Here is a 15,305-nt window from a genome sequence, read left to right on the forward strand (position 1 = left end):
GCGAAGTGCGTAGGCATTGCTTGACTTGTACTGGGCTGGCCAGATATTGCATGATCGAAGTTATTATTTGATGTTTTTTATACAAATATTCTGTAAACCCATTTTAGACGAGTAGGATAGTAGAGAAACATGAGTGACATTGCAGACCCGCTAACAGTATTGCAACATCGTATGCAGCAGCGTCAGATTTTAGCGATGATGGGTATCAATCAGTGGGTACAGCCAAGCTCCAACACTATCGATATGGCAGATATTGCTGCGCCTACTATTCCTGACTCTATCATTGATAGGTCGGCTCAGACTGCGTCGTCTGCTACGAGCATTGCACAACCAATTATTGAACGTCAAAGTAATGCTGCTGCGAACGCTGAAACGTCGAATATAGCATCTGCTGATACTATATCAGCTGTCATTGATGATGAATCTATTAGTAACTATTATCATGATGCTAGTGATGCAGGCTTAACACAACCGCATGAACAAAGTCCTGTCACTTATAGCTTTGATAGCAGTACTCCTGATGTGGCGGTTCGACCCCTAGTAGAACACATCGTGCAGCAAACAACGGCTTCTATTGAACAATCCTCTCTTTCTATTTCTAATAGTATAGCCAACGATGATGGCTTAAAAAAAGTAGCCCCTTTTGACTTGCAAGGAGGGCGCTATGGTGACTGGGTAATATTAGTTGATATCCAAGCACTCAATAATGACAGTCAAAAGCTATGGCAAAACATCACTCAAGCACTATCAATCGCTTGTGAGGCCACATCTTTCCCCATTTGTGAAGGCATGGATACCGCTGAGCTTGCCAACGCCAGCCTTGCAGGATATGTCTTTAAAATCGGCCGCAGCGAAGAAATACAAGTAGTAGCATTGACTGAACTGCCTGAAGGGCTTGAGCATCCGACACTTACTGCTGTGCCCACGTTAGATGAAATGCTTGCTGATAGCGGGTTAAAACGTCAGCTTTGGGATAAACTATCTGGTTAGGCCGGCTTGTCGTCATAGGTGCGGTGATAAACTGTCAGCATAAACTGTTGGCAAGAACAAAACAGATATTAGAGAATAAAAACAACGAAAATCACTGTTAAAGTGATTTTAATCGATAACCTTTACGCTCCAACAAACAACGATGATTTCATCATATTTAGGATAATGATTATGACCACCACATCAACTATCAATACTGTCGCTCCTAACCGTGTGCCTAACTTTTCAGCGGGACCTGCTACGATACCGACTGCTGTATTATCACGCGCGCAAGATGAGCTGCTTGATTGGCAGGGCAGTGGTATGTCGGTCATGGAAGTCAGTCACCGTAGTAAAGAGTACATTGCTATTACCGAAAAAGCGGAATCGAAATTGCGTTCGTTAATGGACATTCCAGATAATTATAAAGTGCTATTTTTACAAGGCGGTGCCAGCTTACAGTTTTCAGCGATTCCATTGAATCTATTGAATGGTGGACGCGCAGATTATCTAACCACAGGCGCTTGGTCAGGCAAGGCAATCAAAGAAGCCGATCGCTATGCCAAACTGGGTTTGGGTGAGACGAATGTGGTCGCAACAGGCAAAGACAGTAACTTTACCGATGTGCCTGATCAAAGTGAATGGCAATTGAGTGACGATGCGGCGTATTTTCATTATTGTGCTAATGAGACCATTCATGGTTTACAGATATTTGAGCCACCACAAGTTGATGCGCCTATTATTGCCGACATGTCTTCTTGCATTTTGTCACAACCGATTGATGTTTCTAAGTTCGGTATGATTTATGCTGGTGCGCAAAAAAACATTGGTCCAGCAGGATTGATTATTGTGATCATTCGTGAAGATTTATTGGGGCAGGCAAGTGAGTGGTGCCCGCTACTGATGAACTACGAGCATCAGGCCGAAAAACAATCTATGTCAAACACGCCAGCGACATATTCTTGGTACTTGGCAGGACTGGTCTTTGATTGGCTAGAAGAGCAGGGCGGCGTTGCTGCTATTGGCAAGATTAATCAGCAAAAAGCAGACTTACTCTACAAGACGATTGATGACAGCGATTTTTATAACAACCCAGTAGCCATGAAACATCGTTCTATTATGAATGTGCCATTTACGTTGGCAGATAGAAGTCTTGACCAAGTGTTTTTAGAAGAGTCAGCCGCTGCAGGTTTGATGAACCTAAAAGGTCACCGTGATGTGGGCGGTATGCGTGCCAGTATCTATAATGCCGTATCACTAGACTGGGTACAGCAACTGGTGGACTTTATGATAGCGTTTGAGAAAAAGCACGCTTAAATAGAGGTTGGCTTTAGACAGTGAAAGGCGTAACTTTTAGGAGTTGCGCCTTTTTTATTGAACATCAACACGCCCTAATCAATTGTGTTTCTATCAAGTCAGTCGTTTGTATGACAGCGTACTTAACACGGTAAACCATTAGGTTAAAAAACTTAAATTTGTTATGATGAAATTTTGCGTTACGTATCATTTTTAGTGAGTTTTGCATTGAGCTGTAATTTCTAGAAAAATTCTAAATATATTCATTGGTTTGGCACAAGGGCTTGTTATAACTTTATTATGATAAAAAACACCATGCTAAAAACTGTGTTATTGGTAGCTGTCGTGGGATGGGCGCCTATCAGTAACGCAGTACCAATCACGACTACTGCGCTCGGTCATAATAGTCCTACTAACTATATTGACGCGCCATTTATGCCATATGCCAATCCAAATGCGCCGACAGGTGGTACGCTATCGCTTGATACGCGCGGCACTTTTAACGCTGCTAATAAGTGGATGACCACTGGTGTGGCGATGGCTGGTACAGATTATCTATATGATACTCTGATGACGGGATCATTAAATGAAGCTTTTACGATGTATCCGCAGCTAGCAAGCAAGGTCACTTATGATCCTGATGATACCAGTTGGATTATTTATCATATCAATCCTGCTGCACGCTTTTGGGATGGGTCGCCTGTCACTAGCAATGATGTCAAAGCCACTTATGATGCGATTTTGAACAAAGGGCCGATGTATATTCGTAGCTATTTGGGTGATATTAAAGACATTGAAGTGCTCGATAAGCAACGAGTAAAGTTTGTCTTTGCCTCTGCTGATAATAAAGAGATTTTATTGACGGTCGGACAGTTTCCTATTTTTGCCAAGTCTTCTATTGATGCTGATTTTGAGAAAATCACGCTAACGCCATTGATGGGTAGCGGGCCTTATAAACTGGGTCGCGTAGATGCAGGGCGTGCAGTTAGCTATGTGCGTGATCCTAATTATTGGGGACGTGATTTGATGGTCAATCGCGGTCGTTATAACTTTGATATGATTAAATTTGTGTATTACCAAAGCGATGAGATTGCGTTTGAAGGCTTTAAATCTGGTCAATATCGTTTCCGCCTTGAGAACAAAGCATCTAATTGGGCAACAGGTTATAGTTTTCCAGCAGTTAATGCTGGCATGGTGAGTAAAGAGACGATAAGCAGTCAAAATCCAGTAGCGATGCAAGGTCTGGTGATGAATATGCGTCGGCCAATCTTTCAAGACATTCGTGTTCGTCAAGCATTAACCGCGGCTTATGATTTTGAATGGATGAATAAGACATTATTCCATGGACAGTATGAACGTTTACAAAGCTTCTTTCATGGCTCAGAACTTGCGGCAACTGGTACACCCTCAGACAACGAGATGGCAGTGCTGACTCCTCTATTAGCTAAGCTTGAACCAGTGCAACGTCAGGCAACATTAGCTGCGTGGCAATTACCCACTACCGACGGAAAGGGTTTTAATCGTCAAGGGTTGTTAAAAGCACGGCAGCTGCTGCTAGATGCTGGCTTTTACTATAACGATATGAAGCTATATCAGCCTGATGGAAAGCTCGCTCAAATTGAGATTTTGATGACAGGCGAAACCATGGGACGAGTATTGTTGCCTTATATTCGTAACTTAAAGCGTTTGGGGTTTGACACGACCTTGCGTCAAGTCGATGGCCCGCAATACTATGAACGCATGCGAAATTTTGATTATGATATGGTCGTTGATGTCTTTGCTCAAAGCTTGTCTCCAGGTGCCGAGCAAGCAGGGTTTTGGGGCAGTTCGGCTGCCGATCAAGCCGGTAATAGAAACACAGCTGGTATTAAAAACGAAGTAATTGATACGGTAATAGCAAAATTAGGTAAGGCTAAGAGTCGTGATGAGATTGTGTTATACACCCAAGTGCTCGACCGCTTATTACGGGCAGGTTATTATCTGGTGCCGTTATATGGCAAGTCAGGTACTAATGTCGCCTATTGGAATCAATACCGCCACACTGAAAAACTGCCTACCAATGCCGTGGGTATTGACTACTGGTGGACAGATAAGGCAGCAGAAGCGCGCGTTAATGCTTATTTAAAGCAGTAAGTAGCTATTTAAAGTAGCTGTTTAAAATAGTGTCTGTTTAAGACGATAGCTATTTAAAACGGTAAAAGCTAACAATTTTGAAGGTTAAAGCATTTCACAAAGATATCTGATAAACAAGCAACTCTGATAAACAAGTAACAAAGATAATTATTCGTAAGGATTCACCATGAGTATTCGTATCCACCCGATTAAAGCGTTCAATGACAATTATATCTGGACATTGATTAATGAAAATAATAAGCAAGCGATTGTCATTGATCCAGGTCAAGCTGAGCCTGTCATTGCCTACTTAGAAGAAAACAATCTAGAGCTAACGTCTATTTGGACCACGCATCATCATCACGATCATATTGGCGGTGTTGAAGAGCTACAAGAGGCTTACCCGATGACGCATTTGGTTGCGCATACTGAGCATAATGTCGATGAAGATCAGACAATCAAAGACGGTAGCACAGTAAGTGCATGGGGCTGTTCGGCACAAGTTTGGGACGTATATGGTCACACAGCGAGTCACGTAGCCTATGTTTTAGATATCGATGGGCTCAAACATTGCTTCTGCGGTGATACGCTATTTAGTGCGGGTTGTGGCCGGGTATTTACTGGCACGATTGAGCAGCTACATGACAGCTTTAAGCGTTTGAATAGTCTAGCGGCTGAGACGCTGTTATATCCTGCACATGAGTATACGGCCAGCAATTTACGCTTTGGGCTATCGATTGAACCCGCTAATGAAGCAATGCAGCAAGCACTCGCTTATGCACAGGAACAAACGGCAGAGGGTGTTCCAACATTGCCTGTGACTCTAGAGCATGAGCGTCTGGTTAATGTATTCTTACGTACACAAGAACCAAGCGTGATAGCAGGTGTGAAGGCTAAAATGAATCTCGACGACGATAAGTCTTTGACTGTATTTGCCGCTTTACGTGAGCTCAAAAATAATTTTTAGCCAAATTTTCCGTTGTTGTCTCTTTCATTATGTTAGGAATCTGCTGTTATGGGTCGTTATATCCTAAAAAGATTGCTGCTGATATTACCGACGCTTTTTTTAATATTGCTCGCAAATTTTGTCATTGTGCAGGCAGCTCCTGGCGGCCCTGTTGAGCAGCAGCTCGCACTTATTGAGCAAGGCGCAAAAGACAATGCGTTGGCTGGTAATATTGGTGCGGGCAGTGCAGGTGGTAATAGCAGTACTTATCAAGGGACGCGCGGCTTATCGGAAGACATGGTAGCGGCTATCAATGCCCAATATGGTTTTGATAAATCGGCTCCTGAGCGTTTTTGGTTGATGCTAAAGAACTATGCTCAGTTAGATTTTGGTGAGTCATTTTTTAAGGGTCAGTCAGTAACCGACCTGATTGTAGAAAAGCTGCCAGTATCAATCTCACTTGGACTATGGAGTACGTTACTGATTTATATGATAGCGATTCCACTCGGTGTCTATAAAGCCATGCACCATGGTTCAGGAATCGATAAAGCAACGGCTATGCTGCTTGCGATTGGACATGCGATACCTGTATTTGTCTTTGCTATCATACTATTGGTGTTCTTTGCTGGGGGCAGCTATTGGAATATCTTTCCATTACAAGGATTAACCTCAGAGAACTTTGATCAACTCAGTGCGCTTGGTAAAGTAAAAGATTACTTTTGGCATTTGGCTTTGCCTCTATTGGCAAGTACGGTTGGTGGCTTTGCTGGTTTGACTTATTTGACCAAGTTTAGTTTTTTAGAAGAGCTTGGCAAGCAATATGTGTTGACTGCTCGTGCCAAAGGTTTGGGAGAGCGGCAAGTGTTATACGGGCATGTTTTCCGTAATGCCATGCTAATTATTATCGCTGGTATTCCAGCCGCGATCGTTGGGATATTCTTTGCTGGTAACTTCCTGATTGAGATTATCTTTAAGCTTGATGGTTTAGGTCTGCTTGGTTTTGAAGCCATTCAGCAGCGCGATTATCCCGTGATATTTGGCACGCTATTTATCTTTACTTTGTTGGGATTATTATTACAGTTAATCAGTGATTTAAGTTATCACTTGATTGATCCTCGCATTGATTTTGAGGGGCGCTAATGTCAAGTCATCCATTACCTTCAACGCCCTCATCTGAATCTCCTGTTTCTATGCCAAAAAAACGTAGGCTAAATCCTATCTGGCAGGCACGCCTAAACCGTTTTCGTCGCAATCGTTTGGGCGTTGTATCGCTGTTTATGTTTACGCTGATATTTATTATTTGTATGGCTGCCAATGTGATTGCCAATGACAAGCCGCTACTGGTGCAATATCAGGGCGACTACTATTTTCCAGTAGTAAAGGCGTATCCTGAAACGACTTTTGGTGGTGTATTCGAGACTGAAACCAATTACAAAGACCCTGCGGTGCAAGCACTGATTGACGATCAGGGTTTTTATATCATGCCGATTATTCCCTTTGCCGATCAGACACCCAATGTTGAATTGGGTATTCCTTATCCAGCCGCACCCAACGCTCAAAACTGGCTTGGCACAGACGATTTGGGCCGTGATGTATTGGCGCGGATAATTTATGGACTGCGGGTGTCTTTATTATTTGGTTTGGCATTGACACTTGCAGGGGCGTTGATTGGTATTATCATCGGTGCCGTCCAAGGCTATTATGGTGGTTGGATAGACTTGATTGGGCAGCGTTTCATGGAAGTGTGGGGCGGAATGCCTCAGCTGTTTATGATTATTATTCTGGTCAGTTTATTTAGCCCAAGTATCACCATGCTATTTGCCATGATGTTATTGTTTGGCTGGATGAGCTTGGTGGGTTTGGTACGAGCAGAGTTTTTGCGCGCACGTAATTTCGATTATGTACGTGCCGCTCGCAATCTGGGTGTATCGGACAGTCGTATCATGCTAAAACACATTTTACCCAATGCGTTGGCCTCAAGTTTATCGCAGTTACCTTTTATTCTCACTGCGAATATTATTGCTTTAACGTCATTAGATTTCTTGGGTTATGGGCTGCCACCGGGTTCACCGTCACTTGGTGAGCTGATGGTACAAGGCAAAAACAATCTAGATGCACCTTGGCTAGCGTTATCAGGGTTTTTCAGTTTAACCTTTATTTTATCACTGCTAATATTCGTTGGTGAAGCGCTGCGCGATGCCTTTGATCCGAGGCGTTCTTAATATGACTATAACTAATGAGCCAAACAACAGACCAGATGAAAGCCACGGTCACGAACAAAATAAAGTCATACTGACAGTAGATAAGCTCAGTATTCATACCGCTATGGGCGCGGCTTTGGTTGATGCATTGTCTTATGAGCTGAGGCAAGGGCAAACCTTAGCCATCGTTGGTGAATCAGGCTCTGGTAAATCTATTTCTAGTCTTGCGCTATTGGGATTATTACCAGATAACTTATCCATTACGGGCAAAGTACAGCTGGCAGGTACAGCTGGCATGACAATATTGCCAATAGCCAATAATGAAAGGCGAAACTCTGTGTTGCGCACTATACGCGGGCAGCGCATCGGCATGGTGTTTCAAGAGCCGATGACGGCGCTCAATCCGCTACACACCGTTGCTATACAAATCGCGGAATCACTGCGTCTAAGCGGTGTTCCAAAGAAACAATGGCGTGAACAAAGTATAGCTTTGCTTGATGACGTCAATATTACCGATCCTGCCGATAAGCTGAATCGCTATCCGCATGAGTTATCAGGTGGTCAACGACAGCGCGTTATGATTGCGATGGCATTGGCACAGCGCCCCGATATTTTAATTGCTGATGAGCCAACGACGGCGCTCGATGTGACGTTGCAACATGAGATTCTGGAGTTGTTAGATGATTTAAAGCGTCAGCATAATATGGCAATGATGCTTATCAGTCACGACCTCAATTTAGTCAGACGTTATAGTGATGATGTCATCGTTATGCGTCAAGGAAAGACGATTGAGCAAGGAAAAACAGCCACTGTGTTCAATCAACCTAACGCAGAATACACTCGTACGCTTATCCAACAGAATTTTGGTCAAGCGCTCACGACCTCAGCTGAGAATGAAAATGAGCAGGTAACGGTACTGCAAGTAAATAATCTACAAGTACAATTTCCAATGGAAAAAAGTCTATTTGGCGGTATCAAGCGTTGGTTCGAGGCAGTGAAAGCGTTAGATATAACGCTACCGAAAGGTCAAGCATTGGGTATCGTGGGCGAATCTGGCTCTGGCAAAACGACGACGGCACTGGCATTGAGTCAGTTGCTCAGCAATCAAGCACGTGTTAAAGGGCAGATAGTCATTAATGGTCAAGATGTTATGGCATTGTCAAAACGTGAGCTGCGTACTTTTCGCTCGCAGATTCAGATGGTGTTTCAAGATCCGTTTGCCAGTATTAATCCTCGTATGACAGTGATGCAAATTGTTGAAGAAGGGTTGCTCGTCCAAGGTGTTGATAAGAGTGCCCGTCAGCAGGCAGTCATAGACAGTTTGGCTACTGTGCATTTGCCTGTTGAGTTTGCGCAGCGTTATCCGCATGAGCTATCTGGTGGTCAACGGCAGCGTGTGGCGCTGGCACGAGCGCTGATTATGCAACCCAGTTTATTAATATTAGATGAACCAACTTCTGCACTTGATAGCACCACGCAAGTTACCGTGGTGAGATTACTACGTGAAATTCAGGACAAATTGCAAATCAGTTACGTATTCATCAGCCATGACCTAAAAGTCGTGCGCGCGTTGTGTCAACAGATAATGGTACTCAAAGATGGCGTGTGCGTGGAGTCTGGAGATACTGAAAATATCTTTAATAATCCAGAACATACTTACACTCAGCATCTAATACAGGCAAGTCACACGTAATCCAAAAACTATTGTTCAGTTAAAGTACATAATATTTGAATCATGTTAAATTTTTATAACAAAACAGGCGCATTGTAGTCACATAACCGAGTTATTATAATTATACAAACACCATAACTCTTAGGATATCCTGATGAACCGCACATTACAAACTAGGGTCGCTGCTGTAGTAGTAGCGGTAAGCAGTACTCTTTTTGTGGGCTGTGCCGCCACTGAAACAACGGCAAAGACCACGCCAACGTCTGAAAACCCTTATGCACCGACAGATCCTAATTTGGCTGTGGCGACAGTAGCTGGGGGTTGTTTTTGGTGCGTTGAAGCGGGTTATGAGAAGATTCCTGGTGTGGTAGAAGTAGTCTCAGGTTATACAGGTGGCGAGGCTGAAAACCCAACATACAAACAAGTATCAGCGGGTGGCACGGGTCATACTGAAGCGGCGCAGGTTTATTATGATCCTACGGAAATAACCTATGAGGGTATAGTGCAGGCATTATGGCGTATCGCTGATCCCACAGATGCTGAAGGTCAGTATGTAGATCGCGGTACACAGTATCGTCCTGCTATTTTTTATAATAATCAGCAAGAAAAGCAAACAGCAGAAGCAGCCAAGCAGGCGTTACAAGATTCTGGTGTGTATGAGAAACCAGTGGTGATAGAAATTACTCCTGCTAGCACGTTTTATCCAGCAGAAGAGTATCATCAGGATTATTATAAAAAGAATCCGATTCGTTATAAAGCCTATACTTTTAATTCTGGTCGTTATCAGTTTATCGAAAGTGTATACGGTAAAAACTATCAGTTAGACTTCAGTCAATTTAAACCTGATACAGATAGCATAGAAAAAAATACTCCAACTGCGTCTTCAAGCACCTCTACTGATACTAAAATGACCACGGGCTTCAATTCAGAAACCTTTGTAAAGCCTACGCAAAGCGAATTGAAAAAATCGCTTAATGATATTCAGTACAAAGTTACTCAAGAAGAAGGCACCGAACGTGCATTTGATAATGAATACTGGGATAACAAAGAACCTGGTCTATACGTCGATGTGATATCGGGTGAGCCGCTGTATTCTTCTCGTGATAAATACAAATCAGGAACGGGCTGGCCAAGCTTTACTCGTCCATTGAGTACAGATATGGTTGTTGAAAAAGAAGATAGAGGTATATTCTCTGTTCGTACCGAGATACGCAGCCGTTATGCTGACTCGCATGTAGGCCATGTATTTGATGATGGTCCTGCACCGACAGGAAAGCGCTACTGCATGAATTCGGCGGCACTACGTTTTGTACCATTAGCGGATATGGAAAAGGAAGGTTACGGTGATTGGATTGATGACGTAAAACCAATCGCTTCTTAATTTTTAATAAAACGGAAACAATAAAAAGGACGCTAATGCGTCCTTTTCTTGTTTTTGAAGATTAAGTTATGATTTATTGAATAATTAAAAAGCTGGTTGACGCTTAGGTATTGCACTTAGAAATTCCGTACGCGCTTGATTATCATGGACAAACTCGCCCAACATTGACATCGTACGTGTGGTGGAGTGTTGCTTGCTAACACCGCGCATCATCATACACATATGTGCGGCATCCATCACTACCGCGACGCCGCGACAGCCAGTGACGTCCATAATGGTTTGTGCTATTTGCTCGCTTAGGTTTTCTTGAACTTGTAAACGACGGGCAAACATATCTACGATACGGGCAAATTTTGATAAACCTAACACTTGACCATTGGGTAGATAACCGATATGTGCGATACCATGAAAAGGCAACATATGATGTTCACACAATGAATAAAATTCAATATTCTGAACCAAAACCAGCTCACGATTACTCGATGGAAACAGCGCATCATTGACGACGTCATCTAAATTTTGATGATAGCCTTGGGTTAGGTGAGCAAAGGCCTTTGCGGCACGCATGGGTGTTTCTTCAAGACCAGGACGATGCAAGTCTTCACCAGTTGAGCCGATCAATTGACGATAAGACTCAATATTTTCTTGGTATTCTGATGTTATTGTTGGGGTGTTACTCATAAGTTTGGCAGCCATCCAAAATGTGGGTGTAGCTTAACGCTAAATCCTTATTTACAAACAACGGTTGTAAAGGATTATTATAAAAATTGTGCAAGCTGGGAAGGGCTGTGATTATACTTGAAATCTGCTTAACTTCATACTGCTGTGGCTCGTAGTTCAATGTTTAATCAATATTAAGCGCCATTATAAGCAAATACAGTTTACGACTGTTTACTTAAATTAATTCGTGTATAATAAGCCATCTTTAATTTATGATTTACTAGCACTGATTATTTATCATATATAACTCTAAATAATTTTTTAATTTAAATAACTCTAATTGATTCAAAAGGAAAAACTATGCTACTGCAAGGACAACGATTTGTCGTAACTGGCATCGCAAGCAAACTTTCTATCGCCTGGGCAATCGCTGAAGCGTTACATCGTGAAGGCGCATCATTGATCTTGACGTATCCAAATGACAAAATCAAAAAACGTGTGGATATGGCAGCAGAGAAGTTCGAGGCGGATTTAGTATTAGAGTGTGATGTGGCATCTGATGACTCTATCGCTGCTTGTTTTAAACAAGTGACTGCGCATTGGGGCGATGGTATCAATGGTGTGGTACATGCGATTGGGTTTGCACCGATGGACCAATTGGACGGTGATTTTGTCAACGCAACTACCCGTGAAGGCAGCAGTATCGCGCATGATATCTCAAGCTATAGTTTTGTGGCACTGGCCAAAGAAGCGCGTGAGTTACTAGCCATGCGTCACGGCTCTATGTTGACATTGACTTATGAAGGCAGTATCTCGGTTTTACCAAACTATAATGTCATGGGTATGGCTAAGGCTAGCTTGGAAGCCAGTGTTCGCTATTTAGCGACTTCTATGGGCGGTGAAGGCATCCGCGTTAATGCTATATCAGCAGGTCCTATTCGTACATTGGCGGCTAGTGGCATCAAATCATTCCGTAAAATGCTCGATATCAGTGAAAAAGTCGCGCCACTACAGCGCAACATCACTCAGACAGAAGTGGGCAATGCGGCATTATTCTTACTATCACCATGGGCCTCTGGTATCACTGGCGAAATCATGTTTGTAGATGCAGGATTTAATACCGTTGCTATTAGCGAGCAGTTAATGATGCTAGACGAATCAAAATAATTGCTTCCTGTAATGAGGACGCATCCTAGCAATGTCGTCTGAAAATAATGTTTAAGAAATAAAGGAGGCAGCCAATTGGCTGCCTTTTTTAGTTATACTATGTGCTGTTTTTAGTTCAGTCTTTAGGTAGTAGATATGATAACTAAATTACCAAGGTGGATATTGTGGGGTGGTGCGGTGCTTGCCTTTAGTGCTGGCTGTGTCAACACGGCAGCATTGATGGGTTTTGCTAATTTGTCGGTTTCGCATGTCACGGGTAATGTCAGCTTATTTGCATCGGCGATTGCTTATTTAGATGTACACAGTATTTTGTATATTGGTGCGTTGTTACTTTCTTTTTTAGCAGGTGCTATATTAAGCGGTTTTGTTATTGGACAAGCCTCATTAAAACTAGGTAAAGGTTATGGAAAAGCGCTGTATATAGAAGCGCTATTACTAGTGATTAGCTATTGGCTATACCAACAGCACGACTATTTAGGACAGTTGGCTGCGGCGATGGCGTGCGGCTTGCAGAATGCAATGGTTGCTACTTATAGTGGTGCTGTTATTCGTACTACTCACTTAACGGGCTTGACGTCAGACATGGGTGCGGCAATAGGTAATTGGCTAGCGGGTCGCTCGATCAGTAAGCCAACACTGGGGTTTCAAGCGATTATTTGGTATTGCTTTTGCGGTGGGAGCGCGGTAGGGGCATTTATGTATGCCAAGGTGGGTTATGGTGCATTATTAGTACCTATTACAATTGTACTGACAGCAGCGTTTTTATATAATTATGCTTCAGGTCATTTACCAGAAAAGAGAGAACCAAGACGAGAAAAGCACTCATCATAATGATAAGCGCCTATTATTTTTACTGTAAACGTAAAGCGATAACTTATTTATCACCTTCTTCTTTATGATCTTCATGTTCATGCATACCTTGCATCATATCAAGTGCAGAATCATTCGTACGCTGCTGATCTTCTTTGGCTAAACCGTCTTGATTGATGTCTTTGGGTGCCATCTTAGTAGTGGAATCCTTTCTATTTGCATGTGTCATGACATACTCCTGTTTGTTTTTATTCAATTGCTAGCGTAAAATCTAATGAAAATATGTTTATTAAATGCATCTTTGATATTTATTTTTTAGTCAAACTAATAACAAGTATGAGCGCACGCTATGTGCTTGTATAGGCAAAGTATGCACCTGTTTAGTGACGATGTGTAACCATAGAACATCATTGTTTGCGTTAAGGTGGTGCGTTCCTTCATGTATAGGTAAGATACAAATTATATAAGAGCTATGTCTGATATACCTGAATTTGGTATTAATTTATTAAGTTCTTGGTTAAGTCATTTTTCTGTTGTATATCTGCTATGATAGCCACGTATTTTTTTGGGTGAGTGACAAAGTGAGTACTAGAGTACCTATGATATGTAAGGTGTTTTCACATTGTCTTTGAGGAAATAAGGACGTTTTATGTCAGAACAAAAACTAGACAGCCATCTACCTACTGATGGCAATGAGTATTTATTTACCGATACCTTTCCAAAAGGAACTGGTAAAGGGTTGATAGTTGTCGCTATTGCGGCGATTGTCGCTATGATTATCTATAATGTTTTACCATTTGATATCAATGCTAATAAAGGTCTTGCATTGTTGTTTTTCATTGGTGTGCTTTGGCTAACAGAAGCACTGCACGTGACCATCACGGCGCTATTAGTAGTAGTCGTTGGTGCGCTGATTGGTATACCAGATTTCAATGCCAAAATTGGTTTGCAGAGCTTTGCCAGCCCAACGATTTATTTGTTTTTTGGTGGTTTTGCTTTGGCTGCTGCTCTACATGTGCAGCAATTAGATAAAAAAATCGCCTTAAAAATCTTGTCGATGTCAGGTGGTAAGCTTAGTACAGCGGTATTTTTGATATTTGGTGTGACGGCATTTTTGTCAATGTGGATATCAAATACAGCCACTGCGGCAATGATGTTGCCCTTGGCGCTAGGTATTTTGACGCAAGTTGATCGTGAAAAAGATCGCGGTACGTTTGTGTTTGTGCTATTGGGTATTGCTTATTCGGCAAGTCTTGGTGGTTTGGGTACGATTGTCGGGTCACCACCGAATGCTATTGCTGCCAAAGCGCTTGATATTGCCTTTGTTGATTGGATGAAGTTTGGTATACCGATGATGTTGGTGTTATTACCAGTATTATTGGGCGCGATGTACCTGTTCCTTAAACCCAATCTGAATCGTAAAATCACGCTGACAGAAGATGATCCTATTGCGTGGAATAAGCCGCGTATAGCGACAATTATTGTCTTTATTATTACTGCTTTAAGCTGGATATTTTCCAAAAAAATTGGTGCCGCCTTAGATATTTCTGATACTGATGCCATCATTGCTTTGTCAGCAGCCGCAGCAGTGGTCAGCTTAGGATTGGTATCATGGAAGCAGGTTTCTGATAATACCGATTGGGGCGTGCTCATGCTGTTCGGTGGCGGTATTGCGCTATCGACAGTTTTGAAAGTCTCAGGTGCGTCTTTAGTACTTGGTGAAACGGTTGCTAACGCATTATCTGCTGCACCACTGGTGGTGGTAATGATTGCGATATCTGCATTTATTATATTCTTAACCGAGTTTGCTTCTAATACAGCCTCTGCCGCATTGTTGGTGCCAGTATTTGCTGCTATCGCTGAGCAAATGGGCTTACCGCATGAAGTATTAGTATTGGTCATTGGTATTGGTGCATCGTGTGCCTTTATGCTGCCCGTTGCGACACCGCCAAACGCGATCGTATTTGGTACAGGACTTATCAAACAAACAGAGATGGTTCGTACGGGTATTATTCTTAATATTATTGCCACCTTTGTTGTCGGACTATGGGCGTATTTCTTCTTAATATAACTTAGCTACTAATGCTTACT

The 15,305-nt window shown here is 42.5% G+C and carries 13 protein-coding genes; 11 read left to right on the forward strand and 2 right to left on the reverse strand.

The features are described from left to right. Positions 1-129 precede the first annotated feature (129 nt). From ACT3QP_RS02510 to msrB, 8 genes are all read left to right on the forward strand, one after another. Positions 130-990 carry a hypothetical protein gene (locus ACT3QP_RS02510; protein ID WP_444524347.1) on the forward strand — a complete coding sequence of 287 codons (861 nt, stop codon included), beginning with the start codon at positions 130-132 and terminating at the stop codon, positions 988-990. Between the two features lie 171 nt (positions 991-1,161). Continuing rightward, the gene (serC, locus tag ACT3QP_RS02515) at positions 1,162-2,286 is read left to right on the forward strand and encodes a 3-phosphoserine/phosphohydroxythreonine transaminase (protein WP_444524348.1); all 1,125 of its coding nucleotides are present in this window, start codon (positions 1,162-1,164) and stop codon (positions 2,284-2,286) included. A 279-nt stretch (positions 2,287-2,565) separates the two neighbouring features. Continuing rightward, positions 2,566-4,398, forward strand: coding sequence for an extracellular solute-binding protein (locus tag ACT3QP_RS02520; protein ID WP_444524349.1), 1,833 nt, complete (start codon positions 2,566-2,568; stop codon positions 4,396-4,398). Positions 4,399-4,564: 166 nt separating this feature from the next. Next, entirely contained in the window at positions 4,565-5,344 is a 780-nt protein-coding gene (gene gloB / locus ACT3QP_RS02525; RefSeq protein WP_444524350.1) for a hydroxyacylglutathione hydrolase, read from the forward strand. Positions 5,345-5,392: 48 nt separating this feature from the next. Next, positions 5,393-6,463: a microcin C ABC transporter permease YejB gene (gene yejB / locus ACT3QP_RS02530; RefSeq protein ID WP_444524351.1), complete on the forward strand. Its 1,071-nt coding sequence runs from the start codon at positions 5,393-5,395 to the stop codon at positions 6,461-6,463. 50 nt (positions 6,464-6,513) lie between these two features. Continuing rightward, complete coding sequence (locus ACT3QP_RS02535; RefSeq protein ID WP_444524360.1) at positions 6,514-7,545, forward strand: ABC transporter permease; 1,032 nt, start codon at positions 6,514-6,516, stop codon at positions 7,543-7,545. Between the two features lies 1 nt (position 7,546). Then, a complete protein-coding gene (locus tag ACT3QP_RS02540; RefSeq protein WP_444524352.1) occupies positions 7,547-9,217 on the forward strand; it encodes an ABC transporter ATP-binding protein in 1,671 nt (556 codons plus the stop codon). A 133-nt stretch (positions 9,218-9,350) separates the two neighbouring features. Continuing rightward, complete coding sequence (gene msrB, locus ACT3QP_RS02545) at positions 9,351-10,577, forward strand: peptide-methionine (R)-S-oxide reductase MsrB (RefSeq protein WP_444524353.1); 1,227 nt, start codon at positions 9,351-9,353, stop codon at positions 10,575-10,577. A gap of 84 nt (positions 10,578-10,661) precedes the next feature. Here msrB and folE read toward each other — a convergent pair whose 3' ends face one another. Beyond that, positions 10,662-11,258, reverse strand: a complete 597-nt coding sequence (gene folE, locus ACT3QP_RS02550) for a GTP cyclohydrolase I FolE (protein WP_444524354.1) — start codon at positions 11,256-11,258, stop codon at positions 10,662-10,664. Positions 11,259-11,597: 339 nt separating this feature from the next. Here folE and ACT3QP_RS02555 point away from each other — a divergent pair, with 339 nt between their 5' ends. Then, a complete protein-coding gene (locus tag ACT3QP_RS02555) occupies positions 11,598-12,404 on the forward strand; it encodes an enoyl-ACP reductase FabI (RefSeq protein WP_444524355.1) in 807 nt (268 codons plus the stop codon). A gap of 135 nt (positions 12,405-12,539) precedes the next feature. Beyond that, complete coding sequence (locus tag ACT3QP_RS02560; RefSeq protein WP_192519462.1) at positions 12,540-13,235, forward strand: YoaK family protein; 696 nt, start codon at positions 12,540-12,542, stop codon at positions 13,233-13,235. A gap of 43 nt (positions 13,236-13,278) precedes the next feature. Here ACT3QP_RS02560 and ACT3QP_RS02565 read toward each other — a convergent pair whose 3' ends face one another. Next, on the reverse strand, positions 13,279-13,443 hold the full coding sequence (locus tag ACT3QP_RS02565; RefSeq protein WP_444524356.1) for a hypothetical protein: 165 nt from the start codon (positions 13,441-13,443) through the stop codon (positions 13,279-13,281). Between the two features lie 420 nt (positions 13,444-13,863). Here ACT3QP_RS02565 and ACT3QP_RS02570 point away from each other — a divergent pair, with 420 nt between their 5' ends. Continuing rightward, positions 13,864-15,285: an SLC13 family permease gene (locus ACT3QP_RS02570; RefSeq protein WP_444524357.1), complete on the forward strand. Its 1,422-nt coding sequence runs from the start codon at positions 13,864-13,866 to the stop codon at positions 15,283-15,285. Positions 15,286-15,305: the final 20 nt, after the last annotated feature.

The sequence above is a fragment of the Psychrobacter sp. AOP7-B1-24 genome, from assembly GCF_052376215.1.
Classification (GTDB): Bacteria; Pseudomonadota; Gammaproteobacteria; order Pseudomonadales; family Moraxellaceae; genus Psychrobacter.